This window comes from Pseudomonas sp. KBW05 (assembly GCF_003852405.1).
Taxonomy (GTDB): Bacteria; Pseudomonadota; Gammaproteobacteria; order Pseudomonadales; family Pseudomonadaceae; genus Aquipseudomonas.
The window spans coordinates 1-19,303 of sequence record NZ_QAJM01000047.1 but is presented as its reverse complement, the minus strand read 5'-3'; the positions used below and the strand labels follow the sequence as shown (position 1 = coordinate 19,303).

The 19,303-nt window shown below is 63.8% G+C and carries 11 protein-coding genes; 4 read left to right on the top strand and 7 right to left on the bottom strand.

Annotation, left to right across the window (positions count from 1 at the left end; all coding sequences use genetic code 11):
- Positions 1-3: 3 nt before the first annotated feature.
- Complete coding sequence (locus tag DBR46_RS28170) at positions 4-10,929, bottom strand: non-ribosomal peptide synthase/polyketide synthase (RefSeq protein ID WP_124529409.1); 10,926 nt, start codon at positions 10,927-10,929, stop codon at positions 4-6.
- A 209-nt stretch (positions 10,930-11,138) separates the two neighbouring features.
- Between DBR46_RS28170 and DBR46_RS28165 the strand changes: the two genes are divergently transcribed.
- Both DBR46_RS28165 and DBR46_RS28160 read left to right on the top strand, forming a co-directional pair.
- The gene (locus tag DBR46_RS28165; RefSeq protein WP_124529407.1) at positions 11,139-11,390 is read left to right on the top strand and encodes a type II toxin-antitoxin system HicA family toxin; all 252 of its coding nucleotides are present in this window, start codon (positions 11,139-11,141) and stop codon (positions 11,388-11,390) included.
- Entirely contained in the window at positions 11,387-11,752 is a 366-nt protein-coding gene (locus tag DBR46_RS28160; protein ID WP_124529405.1) for a type II toxin-antitoxin system HicB family antitoxin, read from the top strand. Before DBR46_RS28165 ends, DBR46_RS28160 begins: the two co-directional genes overlap by 4 nt.
- Here DBR46_RS28160 and DBR46_RS28155 read toward each other — a convergent pair whose 3' ends face one another.
- The gene (locus DBR46_RS28155; protein WP_124529403.1) at positions 11,753-12,925 is read right to left on the bottom strand and encodes an MFS transporter; all 1,173 of its coding nucleotides are present in this window, start codon (positions 12,923-12,925) and stop codon (positions 11,753-11,755) included.
- 141 nt (positions 12,926-13,066) lie between these two features.
- Between DBR46_RS28155 and DBR46_RS28150 the strand changes: the two genes are divergently transcribed.
- Positions 13,067-13,654, top strand: coding sequence for a TetR/AcrR family transcriptional regulator (locus DBR46_RS28150; protein ID WP_124529401.1), 588 nt, complete (start codon positions 13,067-13,069; stop codon positions 13,652-13,654).
- Here DBR46_RS28150 and DBR46_RS28145 read toward each other — a convergent pair.
- The 5 genes from DBR46_RS28145 to DBR46_RS28125 all read right to left on the bottom strand — a co-directional run bounded on the left by DBR46_RS28145 (position 13,638) and on the right by DBR46_RS28125 (position 18,413).
- Complete coding sequence (locus DBR46_RS28145) at positions 13,638-14,993, bottom strand: MATE family efflux transporter (protein ID WP_124529399.1); 1,356 nt, start codon at positions 14,991-14,993, stop codon at positions 13,638-13,640. The genes DBR46_RS28150 and DBR46_RS28145 overlap by 17 nt on opposite strands.
- A 19-nt stretch (positions 14,994-15,012) precedes the next feature.
- Positions 15,013-15,591, bottom strand: coding sequence for a DUF2239 family protein (locus DBR46_RS28140; RefSeq protein ID WP_124529397.1), 579 nt, complete (start codon positions 15,589-15,591; stop codon positions 15,013-15,015).
- Positions 15,592-15,716: 125 nt separating this feature from the next.
- Entirely contained in the window at positions 15,717-16,535 is an 819-nt protein-coding gene (gene nadE, locus DBR46_RS28135) for an ammonia-dependent NAD(+) synthetase (protein ID WP_124529395.1), read from the bottom strand.
- 1 nt (position 16,536) lies between these two features.
- Positions 16,537-17,754, bottom strand: coding sequence for a nicotinate phosphoribosyltransferase (gene pncB / locus DBR46_RS28130; RefSeq protein WP_124529393.1), 1,218 nt, complete (start codon positions 17,752-17,754; stop codon positions 16,537-16,539).
- Between the two features lie 11 nt (positions 17,755-17,765).
- Positions 17,766-18,413, bottom strand: coding sequence for a nicotinamidase (locus DBR46_RS28125; RefSeq protein WP_124529391.1), 648 nt, complete (start codon positions 18,411-18,413; stop codon positions 17,766-17,768).
- 146 nt (positions 18,414-18,559) lie between these two features.
- Here DBR46_RS28125 and DBR46_RS28120 point away from each other — a divergent pair, with 146 nt between their 5' ends.
- Positions 18,560-19,252, top strand: a complete 693-nt coding sequence (locus DBR46_RS28120) for an NUDIX hydrolase (protein WP_124529389.1) — start codon at positions 18,560-18,562, stop codon at positions 19,250-19,252.
- Positions 19,253-19,303 lie beyond the last annotated feature (51 nt).

Genomic DNA, 19,303 nt, shown 5'->3' with positions numbered 1-19,303 from the left:
GGTTCAAATCGCCTCTAGTTCGCTCAAAAAGTCACGAAGATCATCAAAGTCTTCCGCGCTGCCGGCACGGAAGGTTGCGGCGGCCTGGACGTAGGCGCGCAGCGTTTCGGTCTGGAACACTTCCACCAGCGGCACTTCCAGGCCCAATTCGGCCTGCACCCGCGAGGTGATCTGGATCGCAAGCAGCGAATGGCCGCCGACTTCGAAGAAGTTGTCGTTCAGGCCCACTTGCTCAAGGCGCAGCACGTCGGCCCAGATGGCGGCGATCTGCTGCTCCAGCGCGGTTTCGGGGGCCACGTAGTGTTGCTGCAACTGGCTGGCGTCCGGCTCGGGCAAGCCCTTGCGGTCCAGCTTGCCGTTGGGGGTCAGCGGCATCTGCGCGAGGAACATGAAGTGCGCGGGCACCATGTAGTCCGGCAGGCGGGTTTTCAGGGCGCGGCGCAGGGTGTCGCGGAAGGCGGCGGTGTCGGCCAGGTTGGCGTCGGCCGGGACCACGTAGGCCACCAGTTGCTTGCCGGTCGGGCCGTCCTGGGCCACCACCACGGTTTCGCCGACGCTGTCCTGTTCGCGCAAGCGCGCTTCGATTTCCCCCAGTTCGATACGGAAGCCACGGATTTTCACTTGGTGATCGACGCGGCCGAGGTAATCGACCACGCCGTCGGGACGGCCACGGGTCAGGTCGCCACTGCGGTACACGCGGCTGCCGGGCTTGCCGAACGGGTCCGGCACGAAGCGTTCAGCGGTGAGCGCCGGACGTTCCAGGTAACCCCGCGCAACGCCCTCGCCGCCCAGGTACAACTCACCGGCCACGCCGATGGGTTGCAGGTTGAGTTGGGCGTCCAATACGTAGCCGCTGCGGTTGCCCAGCAAGGTGCCGATGGGTGCATAGACGGCGCCGCAGGGATCTTCTTTGCGGGCTTTCCATAGCAACGGCGTGACCACGGTTTCAGTCGGGCCGTAGCCGTTGAACAGATAAGTTGGCTTGAGCGCACGCCAGGCCAGGTCGTAACTGGCCTGCGCCACTGCATCACCGCCGAAGCAGTAAACCCGCACCGCCGGTGGATTGCCGTCACGCTCGGCATGTTCGGCCAGCTGTTGCAGATAGACCGGAGGGAACACCGCCATGGTCACGTTGTGCCGATGCATCTGTGCGTAGGTGTATTCCGGCAGCCACAGGCTGTCGTCACGGATCAGCACGCTGGCACCATTGATCAGCGGGTGCATCCAGCCTTCGTGGGAGCCGTCGAAGGCGAAGGACATGAAGTGCAGTTCGCAATCGGCCGGACCTGTTTCGTAGCGTTCGCCGGTGGCGATGATGTGCGCCACCAATGGGCCGTGGGACACCGCCACGCCTTTAGGCATGCCGGTGGAACCGGAGGTGTAGATCACGTAGGCGAGGTTGTCGCCGTCCAACGCCACTTGCGGCGCGGTCTCGGCGTAGTCCTCGGTACGATCAATCGCCAGCACCTCAAGGCCCTCGGGAATCGACAATTGCTGCAAGGCACTGGAGTGCGTCAACAGAAGTTGCGCGCGGCTGTCTTCCATCATGTACAACAGGCGGTCACGCGGGTATTCGATGTCCAGCGGCACATACACACCACCGGATTTCATCACACCAAGAAACGCCACCAGGCTCTCGGCACAGCGCGGCATGGCAATCGCCACGCGCACTTCCGGGCCAACGCCACGGGCGATCAGCGCATGGGCCAAACGGTTGGCCTGACGCTCCAGCTCGCCGTAGCTGAGGGTCTGCGAGTCGAACTTGACCGCCACGGCCTGGGGGTTTTCATGGGCGCGATCAGCAAACAGTTCATGCACCAAACGGGCACTTGAGAAGCCGGACTCGCTGCGGTCCCACAGTTGCAGGATGTGCTGCTGCTCGTCGCTATCGAGCAGGTTCAACTGCGCCACGCTTTGCTGCTGATCGGCAACCATCGCCTGCAACAGGTTCTGCCAATGCCGCGCCATGCGTTCGATGGTCGTGACATCAAACAGGTCGGTGGCGTAGCTCAGCGAGGCGCGCAGTTGCGCCGCCGACTCTTCGATGTCCAGCGTCAGGTCGAACTGAGCGACCGCTTCATCCCAAGCGACCGGGCTGATATCCAACTCGCCCAGGCGCTGCAAATGCCCGCCCGCGAGGCTGATATGGTGGTTGAACGCCACCTGGAACAACGGGCTCAGGCTGAGGCTGCGTTCCGGTTGCAGCGCTTCCACCAGTTGCTCGAACGGCAAGTCCTGATGGGCCTGGGCATCGAGGGCACGCTGTTTGACCTGGGCCAGCAGTTCACGCACGGTGGTGTGCCCGTCGATATCCGCCTTGAGCACCTGGGTGTTGACGAAGAAGCCGATCAGGCGCTCGGTCTCGACCCGGTTGCGGTTGGCGATGGGCACGCCGACGCGGATGTCTTGCTGGCCGCTGTAGCGGTGCAACAGCACCTGGTAGGACGCCAGCAACAACATGAACAGCGTCACGCCTTCGCGCTGGGCCAGGGCTTTGAGGCCGTCCAGCAAGGGCGCTGGCAGCGGTACATTGAGGCGCGCGCCACGATGGGTTGGCACCGCCGGGCGTTGGTGATCGAACGGCAGTTCCAGCACTGGCTGTTCGCCGCCGAGCTGTTCGCGCCAGTAATCGAGCTGACGGGCCTTCTCCCCCGCTTCCATCCACTGGCGTTGCCATGCCGCGTAGTCGGCGTATTGCACCGCCAGCGCCGGCAGTTGCAGGGTTTGCCCCTGGCTATAAGCGGCGTAGAGCTGCACCAGTTCATCCACCATGACTTGCATCGACCAGCCATCGGAGATGATGTGGTGCTGCACCAGCACCAATACATGCTCGTCCGCCGCCAGACGCAACAGGCTGACGCGCATCAGCGGGCCTTGGCGCAGGTCGAACGGCGCGGTGATGCGCGCTTCGACCAACGATTTCAAGCGGGCCTCATCGGCCTCCACCACCGTGAGTTCGATCGCCACGTGCGGGCGGATCACTTGTACGGTGCGGTCGGCGTCCTGCTGCAAATGGGTGCGCAGGCTATCGTGGCGCGCGGCCAGGGTGTCGAAGGCGCGCTGCAAGGCGGCGTGATCCAGCGGGCCCTTGAGGCGCAAGGCGCTGGGCACGTGGTAGGCGGCGCTGTGGGGGTCCAGTTGCCAGAGGAACCACTGGCGTTCCTGGGCGTAGGACAGGGCCAGCGGCTGGTCGCGTTCGATGGGTTGGATCTGACTGATCTGAACCTGTGTTTCACCCAGTGCGCGGACAAAATCGCCAAGCACGGGTTGATCGAACAGGGCTTTCAAGCCCACCTCGAGACCGAGATCGTGGCGGATACGCGACACGGCCTGGGTCGCCAGCAGGGAATGCCCGCCCAGTTCGAAGAACTGATCGTTGAGGCCGACCTGCGCCACGCCGAGCACCTCGGCCCAGATCGCGGCGACCTGTTGCTCCCGCTCGGTGTGAGGCGCGAGGTATTCACGCGCCTGCACGTCGACTTTCGGCAGGGCCTTGCGATCGAGCTTGCCGTTGGGGCTCAGGGGCATGCGCTCAATCGCCAGCCATTGCGCCGGGACCATATAGTCCGGCAGGTGCGCGGCCAGGTGAGCGCCCAGCACTTCACGCCAGTCATCAGCGGCGTCATGCAGCACCACGTACGCCACCAGGTATTGGCCACCGACCGCCAGCACAGCGCTTTCACGCACCGCGTCGTGTTCCAGCAGGCGCGCTTCGATTTCCCCCAGTTCGATGCGTTGGCCACGCAGTTTGACTTGATGGTCGATGCGCCCGGCGTATTCGATCACGCCGTCTTCGCGATAACGCGCCAGGTCACCCGTGCGGTACAGGCGCTCACCTGCGACAAACGGATGGGCGATAAAACGCTCGGCCGTCAGCGCCGGGCGACGGTGATACCCGCGCGCCAGGCCGACGCCACCGAGGTACAACTCGCCCAGCACGCCAACGGGCGCGGGCTCGAAGTTGCTGTCGAGGATGTAGCAACCGAGGTTGGCAATCGGCCGGCCAATCGGCACCGCATCGCGGCGTTCATCGACACAGGTCCAGTGGGTCACGTCGATGGCCGCTTCGGTCGGGCCATAGAGGTTGTAGAGCCCGGCCTGGGGCAGCTTGGCGAACACGTGCTGCTGGGCGTCCACCGGCAGGGCTTCACCGCTGCACACGATGCGGTGCAAGGTGTGGCAGGTGGCAACGGTCGGCTCTTGCAGGAACGCCTGCAACATCGATGGCACAAAGTGCAGCGTGGTGATTTGTTCGGCGTTGATCAGGCTGACCAACTTGGCCGGATCACGGTGATCGCCAGGCGCTGCCACCACCAGGCGTGCGCCGGTCATCAGCGGCCAGAAGAACTCCCACACCGATACGTCGAAGCTGAACGGAGTCTTTTGCAGCACGCTGTCACTGACGTCCAGCGCGTAGGCTTCCTGCATCCAGTGCAGGCGGTTGGCCAGGGCGGCATGGCGGTTGCCGGCACCTTTGGGCTGGCCGGTGGAGCCTGAGGTGTAGATCACGTAGGCGAGGTTTTCGCCGTGCAGTTCAATGCCCGGATTGACGTCGCTGTAGCCTTCGAAGGTTGACTCACCCAACACCAGGGTTTCGAGGGTCGATGGAATCGGCAGCTGTGCCTGCAGATGCGCCTGGGTCAGCAGCAGTTTGACGCCGCTGTCCTCCAGCATGTAGGCCAGGCGTTCGCGTGGGTATTCCGGGTCCAGCGGCACGTAGGCGCCACCGGCCTTGAGCACGGCGAGCAGGCCCACGACCATTTCAATCGAACGCTCCACTGCCAAGCCGACCAGCACGTCCGGGCCCACGCCGGCTTCGATCAAGCGGTGGGCCAGGCGGTTGGCACGGCGATTCAGTTCGGCGTAGGTCAAGCGTTGTTGTGCGAAGACCAGCGCTGGCGCATCCGGTGTGCGCGCAGCTTGCTCTTCGATCAGTTGGTGCACGCACGTTTGCAACGGGTAGTCGCGGGCGGTGGCGTTCCAGGCGTAGAGCACCTGTTGGCGTACGGCGTCGGTCAGCGCCGGCACATCCCCCAGGCGCTGAGGTGTTGGCTGGCTCAAGCCGTGCAGCAGGTGCTGGAAGGACTCGGCCAGTTGGCGGATCTGATCTTCGCTAAACAACTGCACGTCAAAGCTGAACTCAAACGCCAGCGTCGCCCCCGCGCCGAGCAACACGGTGAGTGGATAGTGGGTCTGCTCCAGGTTCTGCACATTGCTGAACGCAAGCCCCGCCGGCGTGCCGTGGGCCAACGCCTCGGAGACCGGATAGTTTTCCACCACCAGCAGCGTGTCGAACAACGCCACACCGCCCGCCCCCGCCCAGCGCTGGATATCGAACAGCGGCGTGTGCTCGTGCTCGCGCAGGCTGAGGTTGAGGGCCTGCACCTGTTGCAGCCACTCGCCGACCCACAGTTGCGGGCTCGGCGTGGCAATCACCGGCAAGGTGTTGATGAACAGGCCGACCTGCTGTTCCACGCCGGGCAAACCGGCCGGGCGCCCGGAAACGGTAGCGCCAAAGGCCACGGTGGCCTGGCCGGTGTGGCGTTGCAGCAACAGCAGCCAGGCCGCTTGCACCAGGGTGTTGAGGGTGACCTTGTGCGACTGCGCGAAGGCTTTGAGCTGCGTGCTGTGCGCCGGGCTCAGGTGCAGATGTTGGCTGCCCTTGGGCGCTGCGGGCGCCGTCGAGACGCCGCGCGCCAATTGCGTCGGTGCGTGCAGGGTTGCCAACTGGCCTTTCCAGAACGCTTCGCTGAGGGACGCGTCCTGCGCCTGCAACCAGCCGATGTAGTCGCGGTAATGCCCGTGGATCGCCGGCAACGGCTGGCCGGCATAGTGCTGCAAGACTTCGCCGAACAACTGCGCACGGCTCCAGCCGTCCAGCAGGATGTGGTGGTTGGTGTAGATCAGATGGAAACGGTCGTGCCCGGTGCGCACCAGTTTCAGGCTGAGCAGCGGCGCCTGATCCAGCACAAAACCCTGGGCGCGGGTGGATTCGCTCAGTTCGTCCAGCGCTGCTTGCTGGTCGGGACGCGCCTGCCAGTCGTATTCGGCGAACGGCAAGGCAACATCACGATGGACCGCTTGCAACGCTTGGGCCTGCGCGTCCTGCCAGAGGAACCCGGTGCGCAGCATGTCGTGCCGGGCCAGCACCTGTTCCCAGGCCCGCTGGAAGCGCGGCACGTCGAGGCCGTGGATGTCGGCGCGCAACTGGCTGACGTAGATGTCGTCCTGGCCTTGCTGGTACAGGCTGTGGAACAGCATGCCTTGCTGCATCGGCGACAGCGGGTACAGGTCCTGCACGCCACGGGGCGCCAATGCCAACTCGTCCAGTTGCGCCTGGGTCAGGCGGGCCAGGGGCACATCGGCCGGGGTCAGTCCACCGTGTTGCGGGTTGAGGCAGTGGGCGATCAGCGCCAGCAGCTCCTGCTGGTAATCGTCTGCCAGGCGTTGAATGGTCGAGGCCTGGAACATCTCGCGGCTGAAACCCCAGCTCAGGCTCAGTTCACCGCCGTACACCTGCCCTTCCAGCGTCAGCCAGTTGGCCAGCGGCGCCTCGGCATCCTGGGCCTGGCCGCTGCCTTGCGTGGCCGGGACGAACAGCGCGGACGCGTCGAACTGGCGGTCGAACTGCCCCAGGTAGTTGAAGGTGATACGCGGCGGCGCCAGGCCGGCCAGGGCGTCGCGGGATTCGGCCGTGCCCAGGTAGCGCAGCAGGCCGTAGCCCAGGCCCTTGTCGGGCACGGCGCGCAGTTGTTCCTTGACCGATTTGATCGCGTTCGACAGTTCGCCGTCGGCCTGCAAACGCACGGGGAACAGGCTGGTGAACCAGCCGATGGTGCGGCTCAGATCAACGCCGTCGAACAGGTCTTCGCGACCATGGCCTTCCAGCTGGATCAGCGCCGCGTGCTGGCCACTCCAACGGCTGATCACCCGCGTCAGTGCGGTCAGCAACAGGTCGTTGACCTGGGTGCGATAGGCCGCCGGGGCGTCTTGCAGCAGTTGACGGGTGTGCTCGGCGTCGAGGCGGATTTCGAGCTTGTCGCCCAGGCGGTTTTGCAGACCGCCCTGGGGGTTGTCACACGGCAGGTCGGCGTCGACCGACTGCGCCTGCCAGTACGGCAGTTGCGCGTCGAGGCTGTGTGCGTGGGCCTGCAACTGCTGCGCCCAGGTTTGATAGGCGCTGGTTTTTGCCGGCAAGGCTACTTGGTTGTAAGCCTCTTGCAGGTCTTCCAGCAGGATGCGCCACGACACGCCATCGACCACCAGGTGATGGACCACCAGCAGCAGGCGCTGGGCGCCATCGGCCAGCGTGATCAAGGCGGCACGCAGTAGCGGGCCGTGTTCCAGGTCGAGGCTGCGCTGGGCTTCATTGCACAGGACGGCCAGTTCGGCATCGTTGCTGGCGTGGGACTGCCACAACGCCGAGTCGGTGACGGCTGCGGCATGGCTTTGCTGCCAGCCATCGGCCTGCTGGGCGAAACGCAGGCGCAAGGCGTCGTGATGGTTGATCACCTGGGTCAACGCCGCGGCAAGACGCGCAGGCTCCAGGGCCTCGCGCGGGGTCAACAGCAGCGATTGGTTCCAGTGCTGACGCGCCGGGATCGCCTGGGCGAAGAAGGCGTGCTGCACCGGGGTCAGGATCACGGCGCCGCTGACCGGGCCTTGATCGATCAGCGTGGCCTGCTCGAAGCTCGCCACCAGTGCCAGGCTGCGCACGTTCTGGTACTGGAACAGGTCGCGCGGGCTGAGGCGAATCCCTGCTTGCCGGGCACGGCTGACCACCTGGATGGAGATGATGGAGTCGCCGCCCAGTTCGAAGAAGTTGTCGTCCAAACCGACTTGCGCGACCCCCAGCACATCGCTCCAGATCGCCGCCAAAGCGGTTTGCAAAGGGTTTTCCGGCGCGCTGTAGGCCTTTTGCGGCGCGGCGTCCGGCAGGGGCAGCGCCTTGCGGTCGAGCTTGCCGTTGGCGGTCACCGGCAGCTTCGCCAGGGCGATGAAGTGCGTTGGCACCATGTATTCTGGCAGGCTGTTGAGCAGCCAGGCCTTGAGGTCGGCGGGTTCGTCCTGCTCGTGGACGAGGTACGCGACCAGTTGTTTGCCGCCGTGCACCAGCACCACGGCTTCACGCACCGCGGGGTGTTGCATCAGGCGCGTCTCGATTTCACCCAGTTCGATGCGCAGGCCGCGCAGCTTGACCTGATGGTCGAGGCGGCCGAGGTATTCGATGACGCCGTCGGCGCGTTGGCAAACACGGTCGCCGGTGCGGTACAGGCGCTCGCCAGCCACGAACGGGCTCGGCACAAAGCGCTCGGCGGTCAGCGCCGGGCGCCGGTGATAACTGCGAGCCAGGCCCGTGCCGCCCAGGTAGAGCTCGCCGGAGACACCGGCCGGTACCGGGTTGAGCTGGGCGTCGAGCACGTAGGTGGCGAGGTTGGCGATGGGCCGGCCGATGGGCACGCTGTCGGCGCCTTCATCGATACAGGTCCAGTGGGTCACGTCGATGGCGGCTTCGGTGGGGCCGTAGAGGTTGAACAAGCCGGCCTGGGGCAGCTTGGCGAAGACCTGGGTTTGCGCATCCAGCGGCAAGGCTTCGCCGCTGCACACGATGCGCTTGAGGCGGGTGCAGGCGTGCACGCCCGGCTCATGGATAAACGCCTGCAGCATCGACGGCACAAAGTGCAAGGTGGTGATGCCTTGGCGGCCGATGGTCTCGATCAGCCGCGCCGGCTCGCGGTGTTCGCCAGGGGCGGCGACCACCAGGCGCGCGCCGGTCATCAGCGGCCAGAAGAACTCCCACACCGACACGTCAAAGCTGAACGGGGTTTTCTGCAAGACCGCATCGCTGCCGTCCAGCGTGTAGGCCTGCTGCATCCAGCACAGGCGGTTGACCAGCGCGCGATGGCTGTTGCCGGCGCCCTTGGGTTTGCCGGTGGAGCCGGAGGTGTAGATCACGTAGGCGAGGTTCAGCGCCTGGATGGCCACGGCGGGTGATTCGGTGCTGAAGTCGTCAAGCCACGGCGCGGGCTGGTCCAGGGCGATCACCTGGATGCCCGCGGTCGGCAGTTGCGCCAGCAGGCTGTGCTGGCTGAGCAGCAGCGTGATGCCGCTGTCTTCGATCATGTACGCCAGGCGCTCCTCGGGATACTCCGGGTCCAGCGGCACGTAGGCGCCGCCGGCCTTGAGAATGGCGAGCAGGCCCACCACCATGTCGATGGAGCGTTCGATGCAGATGCCTACCAGCACGTCCGGGCCGACGCCCCTCTCGCGCAGCAGGTATGCCATCTGATTGGCGCGGGCGTCGAGTTGGGCGTAAGTCAGCGTGATGCTGGCGAACGTCAGCGCCGGGGCATCTGGCGTGCGCTGCACTTGGTCTTCGATCAGGTGATGAATGCCGCGCTCGGTCGGATAGGCCTCGGCGGTGTGGTTCCAGGCGACGACCTGCGCGTGGTGGTCCTCGGCGCTGAGCATCGGCAACTCGCCAATGCGTTGCTCGCCATCGGCAACCATGGCCTGCAACAGGCTGATCCAGTGCGCAGCCATGCGCGCGACGGAGGGCGCGTCAAACAGGTCGTTGGCGTAGGTCAGCGCCGCATGCAGGGTGCCGGACTTTTCGTAGGTGTCGAGGGTCAGGTCGAACTGGGTGGTGCGGCCCTGCCACTCCACCAAGGCCAATTCCAGGCCGGAGGCGGTGCGGATGCTGGCGATGTCCGCCACCAACGGCTGGTGGTTGTACATGACCTGGAACAACGGCGTATGGCTGAGGCTGCGCTCGACTTTCAGCGCTTCCACCAGGCGCTCGAACGGCAACTCCTGATGATCCTGGGCACCCAGCGCGTGCTCCTTGATGCCTTGCAGCAACTCGCCAACGCGGGTTTGCCCGGTGAGTTCGGTGCGTAGCACCTGGGTGTTGACGAAAAAGCCGATCAGGCCTTCGACTTCACTGCGGTTGCGGTTGGCGATAGGCACGCCGATACGGATATCGCCCTGCCCGGTATAGCGATGCAACAGCACGTTGAAAGCGCCGAGCAGCAACATGAACAGGGTGACGTTGTGCTGCTGGGCACAGCTGCGCAGTTGCACGGCCAGCGCCGGGTCGATCGCGAAGTTGTGCCGCGTGCCCTGGTAGCTGGGCATGGCCGGGCGCGAGCGGTCGGCGGGCAATTCCAGCACCGGGTGTTCGTCGCCCAGGCGCGCCTGCCAGTAGTCGAGTTGGCGCGCCTGCTCGCCCGCTTCCAGCCAGCGGCGTTGCCATAGGGCGTAGTCGCTGTATTGGATCGGCAACGGCGGCAGCTGCGGCGCTTCGTTACGTTCGTGGGCGTCGTAGAGGCGGATGAATTCGTCGATCAGCACGTTCATCGACCAGCCATCGGAAACGATGTGGTGCAAGGTCAGCAACAGCACGTGTTCTAGCGTGTCGAGCTTGAGCAGTTGCACGCGCAGCAGCGGGCCGTGTTCCAGGTCGAACGGTTGCAGCGATTGTGCGGTCGCGGCGGCGCTGACGGCGGGCTCGCGCTCGGCGGCAGGCAAGGTACTGAAATCCAGGTGGTCGATGACCAGCGAGGTCGGTGTGGCGACTTGCAGCAGCCGCTCGTCGGCCTGGCGCTGGAATACGGTGCGCAAGGTTTCGTGCCGCGCCACCAGGCTGGCGAAGGCCTGCTCCATGGCCTCCAGGTTCAGCGCGCCCTTGAGCCGCACCGCGCCTGGCAAGTTATAGGCGCCACTGGCCGGGTCCAATTGCCACAGAAACCACATGCGCTGCTGCGCGTAGGACAGCGCCTGGCGATCCTCCGTCTCCACCCCTGCCGGAATCGGAAACCTTGAAAAATCCACGCCTTCTTTCTGCAAGGCTTGCAGGAACAGTTGGCGTTTTTCCAGGGGCAACCCGATAAACCGGCGAGCAAGTTTCAAGGAGTCTTCAGCATTCATTTCTTGGAGTCCGGGGCAATAGGCGGGAAGCACAAAGGCACGTCGTCCCTATAAAACGAACCGGAGAGGGAAAAATTAGCGCGGGGTAGAAGGCGTGCAGCCGGGTGTCATCAAGGGTTACATCAATCCTGGGAAAGGCTGGCGAAGCCGAGCTAGCATTGACGAACACCACTTTTTGCAACTACATTTAGTCGCACGCAGGGAACGCCGTGTCCAAAAATGAAAAGCTGCTCGCCAAACTGCTCAACGAACACATGACATTCACTTGGCCCGAGCTCGTGACGCTGCTGCGTCGGCTGGGCTACACACAGATTGAGGGGGCCGGAAGCCGCGTCAAATTCGACATCGGCGACCCGACGGCAATGATCACATTGCACAAGCCTCACCCCGGCAACGAACTGAAACACTACATTCGGCGCCAGATCATCGAACAATTGAAATCAGGAGAACTGATTCAGTGAACAACCAACTGAAACACAAAGGCTACATCGGCTCTATCGAGGCCAGCCTCGAAGATAACTGCCTGTTCGGCAAGATGCTGTTTATCAAGGCACTGATCAGCTACGAAGGGAAAACCGTCGCCGAGCTGGACGCGGCCTTTCGCGAGGCCGTGGACGACTATCTCGCTACGTGCGAAACCCTTAGGCAAACACCCGAAAAACCGTGCAAGGGATCGTTCAACGTTCGGGTCGGCCATGACCTGCATTTGGCAGCGGCCCTGGCCGCGACCCGCAAAAAAGTCACACTCAATGATCTGACACGCCAGGCATTGAACGAGTTTTTACAACATCACTGCGCGGAGCCGTTCCCAACGATTGGCTGACTACCCCAACCGCCGATACCCCAGCACCGCTGACCCCAACACCACCGCCCCCGCCACCAGCGCCACCCAGAACCCGCTGGGGGCGCCAAAGTGGTCGATCATCCAGCCGGAGCTGGCGGCGCCGATGGCCACGCCGATGCTCAGGCCGGTGATTAGCCAGGTCATGCCTTCGGTCAGGCGGCTGGGTGGGACGATGCGCTCCACCAGGGCCATGGACACAATCAGGGTCGGCGCGAAGAACAGGCCGGAAATGAAGATCGCCACCGCCAGGCCGGGGATGTTGGTCACCAGCAACAACGGCAAGGTGGTCAACGCCGTGGCCACGCCGCAGCACAGAAACTGCCGGGGCAGTGGCGCCTTGAGCTTGAGCGTGCCAAAGGCCAGCCCCGCCAGGCACGAGCCGATGGCGTACACCGACAACACGATGCTCGCCGCCGCCGGCTGGCCCTGGTGCTGGGCGAAGGCCACGCTGACCACATCCACCACGCCGACGATCACGCCCATGGCCAGCAGCAGGATCATCAGGATCAGCACCGAGGGCGACGCGATCAGCCAGCCGCTGTGGTGGTCGTGGTGCGCATGCACGGGCGGCTCGGTTTCGCGTTGCAGCACAAAGGTGGTGACGCCCACCGCCAGCAACACCGCGGCCACCAACGGCCCGGCTTCCGGGAACAGCACCACGCTCAGGCCCACCGAGATCGGCGGGCCGATGATGAAGCACACTTCATCCAGCACCGATTCCAGGGCAAACGCGGTTTGCAACTGGGGTTGCCCGCGGTACAACTCGGTCCAGCGCGCCCGCACCATGGCTGACATGTTCGGCATGCAGCCGGCCAGCGCGGCGAACAGGAACAACGTCCAGCTCGGCGCCTGCAAGCGGGTACACAACAGCACCATCAACAAACCGCCGCCACCGATCAACGCGGCGATGGGTAGCACCCGGCCCTGGCCGTAACGGTCCACCAACCGCGAAACCTGCGGCGCGCAAAACGCCGTGGCCAACGCAAACACCGCCGCCACCGAGCCCGCCAGGCCGTAGCCGCCATGCACTTGGGCGAGCATGGTGATCAGGCCGATGCCGGTCATCGACACCGGCATGCGCGCAAGCATCCCGGCCAGTACAAAAGCCCGCGCGCCTGGGACCTGGAACAACGCGGCGTAGGGGTTTGCCATCTCTCTTGACCTCTTCCTCTGTGCCTTGGGGCTTGCCATCTGAAGCCAGCAAGGCAGAATACATACGGTGCGTATGTGGCGAATCATGCTTAACATACGCAGCGTATGTCAATCACTCACTTGCCCATAACGAGCCACCCCATGAGCCGAGCCCGCGCTGAAATGATCGAAGACACCCGTGCCCGGCTGATCGCCAGCGCGCGCCAGGCATTCGCCACTCAGGGGTACGCCAACACCTCGATGGACGACTTTACCGCCCGCGCCGGGCTGACCCGCGGTGCGTTGTACCATCACTTCGGTGACAAGAAAGGCCTATTGGCCGCCGTGGTCGCGCAACTCGACAGCGAGATGGATGTGCGCTTGCAGTACATCACCGACCAAGCCCTGGACCCCTGGGCCGGTTTTTGTGAGCGCTGCCGGACGTATCTGGGCATGGCCCAAGACAGCGAGATCCAGCGCATCGTATTGCAAGACGCCCCTGCCGTGCTGGGAGACACCGGCTCCCAGCAACACTGCGTGGCCTCGTTGCGCCAATTGCTGGAAGACTTGATGCACGCCAAGGTGATCCACCCGGTTCCGAGCCAGGCGCTGGCGCAACTGATCAATGGCAGCCTGGTCAGCACCGCGTTGTGGATCGCCCGGGATGAAGACCCGGACGCGCGCCTGCAAGAGGGTTTGCTCAGTCTGGAGCTGCTGCTGGGCGGCCTGAAACTCACACCAACCGCGTGATCTGCTTGTGCCGCCAGACCAGCCGGTAATACGCGACCTGCAACCCGAGCATCGCCAGGTAAGTCACCGGAAACGCCATCCACACGCCTTCCAGGCCAAAATGTGCGTTGAACAGGTACGCCATCGGCAGCTCCACGCACAGCACGCAGAAGATCGAAATCGCCACCGGCATCAACACCACGCCGCTGGCGCGCATGATGCCGCCGACCACCGCCTGGAAGCCAAACACCAGGATGCTCCACAGCATGATATGCAGCAGGTGCTCGGCGTTGACCCGCGCCACGTCGTCGGTGATGAACAAACCGAGCAACCAGTGCGACAGCCCATAACCCAGCACGATCAGGCCGCCGGTGAGGCAGGTGTTGATCAGCAGCCCGGTGCGCAGGATCGGCCCGATGCGCTCCAGGCGCCCCGCGCCAATGGCCTGGGCACCGAGGATCGACGCGGTGATGGCAATCGACAACGCCGGGAACTGCACGTAATTGACGATCTGCGTCACCGCACCATAGGCCGCCGTGGCTTGGGAGCCGTGGCCGTTGACCAGGGCGAGGATGACCAGTTCCGACAGCGACAACACCACCATCTGTAAGCCGGTAGGCAGGCCGATACGCAGGACTTTGCCGAGGATCACGCGGTCCAGGCGCAAGGCGGCGAGCAGTTCGCGGTCGGGCGCCATCACGTGGTTCTTGTGACGCAGGCGCAGGACCAGAAACAGCATGGCCAGGGCATTGCCCACCAGCCCGGCAAACACCGCGCTCTGGATGCCCATGGGCGGCAAGCCGATCCAGCCGCGAATCAGCGCCGGGGTCAGCAGCAGGCCCACCAGGGTGGAAACCACCAGCGCCAGCAACGGCGAAACCGTATCGCTGACACCGCGCAACAACTGGGTATACAGGATAAAAACCAGCAGCAGCGGCATGATCAACATCATCATCTGCGCATACCCCACCGCATCGTCCAACACGTCAATCGGCGTGCCCAACGCTTGCAACGCCGGGCGCGCGAACAGGCTGCCAAGCACCGCCGCGACTACCCCCACCAACGCACCCAGGGTCAGGGTTGCGCCGGTTATCACCTTGACCAACCCGGTCTCCTGCGCACCCCAGGCCTGGCCGATCAGCACCGAGGCACCGGCCCCCAGGCCAATCACCAGGGCGATAAAGAAAAACACAATGGGGAACATCCCCGACACGGCCGCCAGCGCCTGGGTGCCAAGCATTTGCCCGACGTAGATACCGTTGAGGGTGCCGGAAAAGCTTTGCAGGAAGTTGGACAGCACCATCGGTGCCAGAAAGATCAGGTAGATCTGCCACAACGGCCGTTGTTGGGTGACTTCCATGGGGGTTCGAATCCGTGAATTATGGTTGGGCAGTAAAGGCATTGCGCGACAGCCAGGCCAGGTACGTCTGCACGTCCAGCGGCCAGTGCGCGATCTTGTGGGCAAAGTCTGCGGCGTCCTGGGCAAACAGTGCACGCGAGGCGTCTTCAAAACCGGGCAGGTTGCCAGCGATGGCACTCATGAAACGATAGCTGGCCTCCTTGGCCTGGCGTATCTGATCACGGGAGACGTGCAGGTTGCGAGCGTCATCCACCAACCGGCGCAAAGCGGCCGAGGCGCCACCCCGTTGCTGGCCCAGCCATTCCCAGTGGCGTGGCAACAAGGTGACTTCGCGCGCGACCACGCCCAGCTTTGGCCGCCCCACCGAGGGCACGGCGGGCGGCTCGTCAGCAGCCACGACCGGCTCTGGCTGAGCCGGCGCATAACCCGCCGGCCAGGGGTAATCGACCTGGGTGCCGGTGGCATCATCGAAGATCAGGAAACTGCCGGTTGCCAGGTCAAGGCCTGACAGCGTGTGGGCCACGTGGGCGTAGGAACCCGCCGCCACGCGTTGATGGCTGGCGAAGGCGGTGCACAGGGGAATGTTTGGCGTAGACATCGGTTATCACCCGGGTATTATTTGTTTTACCCGGGTTATATTAGTCGGAATTTTGCAACTTGCAAGCGCAATAACGCAGACGCGGAGCGTCAAGGGCTGCATTCCCACGCAGAGCGTGGGAACGATCATTGGCCCGGGGTAATTGGCAGCGCGCGTTTATGGGTGGTATTGGCATACGCGGCTTCGACGATTCCCCTCACCCGCTCGCTGACCGGCTCCCCCATCAGGTAGGCGTCGATCTCGGCGTAGGTGCAGCCATAGGCGTGTTCATCCAACTTGCCCGGCAGCAACTCTTCCAGGTCGGCGGTCGGGTGTTTGTGCACCAGATTGTCCGGCGCGCCCAGGGCCGTGGCCAGCAGGCGCACTTGGGTCTTGGTCAGGCCGGACAGCGGCGCGAGGTCGCAGGCGCCGTCGCCGAACTTGGTGAAAAACCCCATCAACGCTTCGGCGCCGTGGTCGGTGCCGACGACCAGGCCGTGGTGCAGATTGGCCACGGCGTACTGCGCGATCATCCGCGCGCGCGCCTTGACGTTGCCCTTGATGAAATCGACGTGGGCGACACTGGCTTCGCTGGCGGTCAGGTTGGCCATCAGGCCGTCGACGCTGGCGGCGATATTCAGGGTGTCGATCTGGTCCGGGGTGATAAAGCCCAGGGAGGCCTGGGCGTCGCCCTCATCGGCCTGGGTGTTGTAGGGCAAGCGCATGGCGATAAATCGCGCGGCGTAGCCTTCACTGCGCATCTGTTCACAAGCCAGCTGGCACAAGCGGCCCGCTGTGAGGGAGTCAACACCGCCACTGATGCCCAGCACCAGGGCCTTGCAGCCCGACTGGCGCAACGTGCTCTTGATGAAGTCGATGCGCCGTTGAATCTCGTGGGGCTCGCCGCCCTTGACCAGCGCGCGGTCGATATTCAGTTCCTGGGCGATACGTTCTTGGGTTTGCATGTCACACCTCCACGCTGGCGACATTGAACACCTTGGCGGCGTACTGCAAAAACGAGGCGTCTTCGCAGACGTTCTTGATCGGGTCATCGGAGAACTTCACCACCGGCTCGCCATGCACTCGCACCAGCTTCATCACGATGCTCAACGGTTCCACACCGTCGACGTCGCACGCCAGGCTGGTACCCATGCCAAAGCCGAACCGCGCCTTGCCGCGCACGTGGCGCAGGATCGGCAGGCATTTTTCGAAGTTCAGGCCGTCGGAGAACATCAGGTCCTTGGTCATCGGGTCGATGCCCAGTTGCTTGTAGCGGGCCAGCACCTTGTCGGCCCAGGCGATGGGATCGCCGGAGTCCTGGCGCAGGCCGTCGTAGAGCTTGGCGAAGTACAGGTCAAAGTCTTTGAGGAAAAACTCGGTGCTGATGCAGTCGGTCAGCGCGATACCGAGGCGCCCACGGTATTCGCGCACCCAGTTTTCCAGGGCGGCGTTCTGGCTCTCGCGCAGGCGGCCCAGTTGCTGGTGCACCATCAGCCATTGGTGCGCCATGGTGCCGATCAGCGGCAGGTCGAACTCATAGGCCAGGTGCGCGTTGCTGGTGCCGACGAACTGGCCGGGGAAGTCGCGGCGCATGATGTCGATCACTTCGCGCTGGGCCTTGAACGACAGGCGCCGGCGCGTGGAAAAGTCGGACACCCGCAGGTCGGCCAGTTCCTCGCGGCCGAGGTTTTTCTCCAGCCAATCGAACTTCTGATAGAGCTTGCGGGTGACGTCTTCGAGCGTCACATCAGGGTATTTGTCGCGGTTGCGCAGTTCGCTGACCAGGGCCAGCACCGGTTGTTCGAACATGATGCAGTGCAGCATAGGGCCAATGACGCGGATGTTCAGTTGGCCGTCGACTTCGCTGACGTGGATATAACGCAGGTTGAAACGGAACAAGCCGAGAAAGCGCTCGTAATCCGGGGTGAGGTATTCGCGAAAGCGCGGGTTGAACAGAAAGCGCAACTCGCCTTCACGCATGTGCAGGCCGGCGAGCTTTTCCAACTCATCGCGCAGTGCCGGGATCAAGTGACCGAGCTTTTCCCGCGAACGCACGATGAAGTTGTATTCCACATCGACGTTGGGGTGCTGGTGCAGCACGGCCTGCATCATGGTGAAGGTGTAGTAGTCGGTGTCGAGCAAGCCCTGAATCACCGGGGCGTTGTAGTCGTAGGCACTTTCCATGGTGGGTCTCCTTAACGCGTGGCCATCGCGGCCAGTTCTTCGCGGGTACTACTGATTGCAGCACCGGCCTTACGCAGATCATTGAGCGCCTGAATGCCGCCCTCCTCGCTGATCCCCCGGCACGCCGGCACGTGCAGGACCACCTCCAGGCCAGCCTTGAGCAGCTGCAACGCGGTGGTCTTGACGCAGTAGTCCAAGGCCAGGCCGCCGACAATCACGCGCACCACGCCGTGGGCTTTCAGGTACTCGATAACGCCGGTGGAGAGTTTGTCGTGCAGGTCGTGGTAGCAGGCGCCGTAGGGATGCAGGTCCGGTTCGACACCCTTCCAGATGAAGTAGTCGTAGTCGTACGGGGTTGGCAACTCGTCCAGCAGCGTGAAGCCCTCGGTACCCGGGACGCAGTGGCTGACCCAGGTCACATCGGCGTGGGCCAGGCCGGTGGGCTGGAGCATCTCGCTGTGCTGCGCGACGACCCAGGGCGCGTGCGGGGTGTGGGCGTCCTTGCTGCCAACGCGGTGGCCGGCGAGGCTGGCCATGTAGTTGAGCTCGGCGCCGATGCGGTCACCGCCGGCCACCGGCAATTCGTTGGGGCACAGGGGCGTGAAGCTCTTCTGGGCATCGACGTCGAATGAAGCAATGGCGGTTTTTGCGAGGGTCATGGCGGTTCTCCTGTGGCCTGGAAACAAAAGTACACGTCATGTACTTTCATGGCAAGAAACATTTATTTATATAGGCTTGTATCAGTTCATGACATATCTGTTCGTTCCGTTAGACTGTGCCCTGCCACTGCTTATAAGGATGTCCCATGCCACTTAGCGCCTACCTGCATACCGTCGACCTTTGCGTCCTGTCCTACTGCCGCGCGTCCGGCGAATTGAAACTGCTGCTCAACAGGCGCGACGCCGAGCCCTTTGCCGGGCATTGGGCGCTGCCGGGGGTGGTGGTGAATGGCGGCGTGCAGGATCTGAGCCTCAAGGATGCCGTGGAGCGGTTGCGCGCCAGTGACAAGGTGGGGTTTGAGCTGGCCTGGAGCGAACAGGTGGGCACCGTGGGGGATGCGTTTCGTGATCCGCGTTGTTGGTCGTCGTCCACCTATTACCTGGCGATTGTGGCGGATGAGGTGGCTCTGGCCGAGCATCAGGCCTGGTTTGCGCTGGATGCGGTGGCGGATGGGAGTATCAAGCTGCCGTTCGATCACAACCTGATCGTGGCGGCGGTGCAGGAGCGGTTGTTGTCCAAGTCGCTGTACAGCAGTTTGCCGTTGATGTTTTTGGGGGGGGAGTTTAGTGCGCCGCAGGCTACTACGATTTTTTCGGTGGTGCTGGCGCGGCCGGTGTTGAAGACCAGTGTTCGCCAGCGGTTGTTGAAGTTGGCTGAAGCGGGGTATTTGCGGGAGACGGGGCGCAAGAAGCCTGGGGAAGGTGGGCGGCCGCAGGCGACGGTGGAGGTTTTGAAGGTTGGGGAGGTTTATTTTTTTGATCGGAGTTTTGCGGAGTAGTGGTTTGGTGGGGTACATATCCGTTTCTTCGGTAACGGCCACTTATGGTTC

Coding starts and splice junctions, on each gene's coding strand:
- DBR46_RS28150 (WP_124529401.1), top strand. CDS start 13,067: ATGAGCCGAGCCCGCGCTGAAATGATCGAAGACACCCGTGCCCGGCTG.
- DBR46_RS28140 (WP_124529397.1), bottom strand. CDS start 15,591: ATGTCTACGCCAAACATTCCCCTGTGCACCGCCTTCGCCAGCCATCAA.
- pncB (WP_124529393.1), bottom strand. CDS start 17,754: ATGGAAAGTGCCTACGACTACAACGCCCCGGTGATTCAGGGCTTGCTC.
- DBR46_RS28120 (WP_124529389.1), top strand. CDS start 18,560: ATGCCACTTAGCGCCTACCTGCATACCGTCGACCTTTGCGTCCTGTCC.
- DBR46_RS28125 (WP_124529391.1), bottom strand. CDS start 18,413: ATGACCCTCGCAAAAACCGCCATTGCTTCATTCGACGTCGATGCCCAG.
- DBR46_RS28155 (WP_124529403.1), bottom strand. CDS start 12,925: ATGGCAAACCCCTACGCCGCGTTGTTCCAGGTCCCAGGCGCGCGGGCT.
- DBR46_RS28145 (WP_124529399.1), bottom strand. CDS start 14,993: ATGGAAGTCACCCAACAACGGCCGTTGTGGCAGATCTACCTGATCTTT.
- nadE (WP_124529395.1), bottom strand. CDS start 16,535: ATGCAAACCCAAGAACGTATCGCCCAGGAACTGAATATCGACCGCGCG.
- DBR46_RS28170 (WP_124529409.1), bottom strand. CDS start 10,929: ATGAATGCTGAAGACTCCTTGAAACTTGCTCGCCGGTTTATCGGGTTG.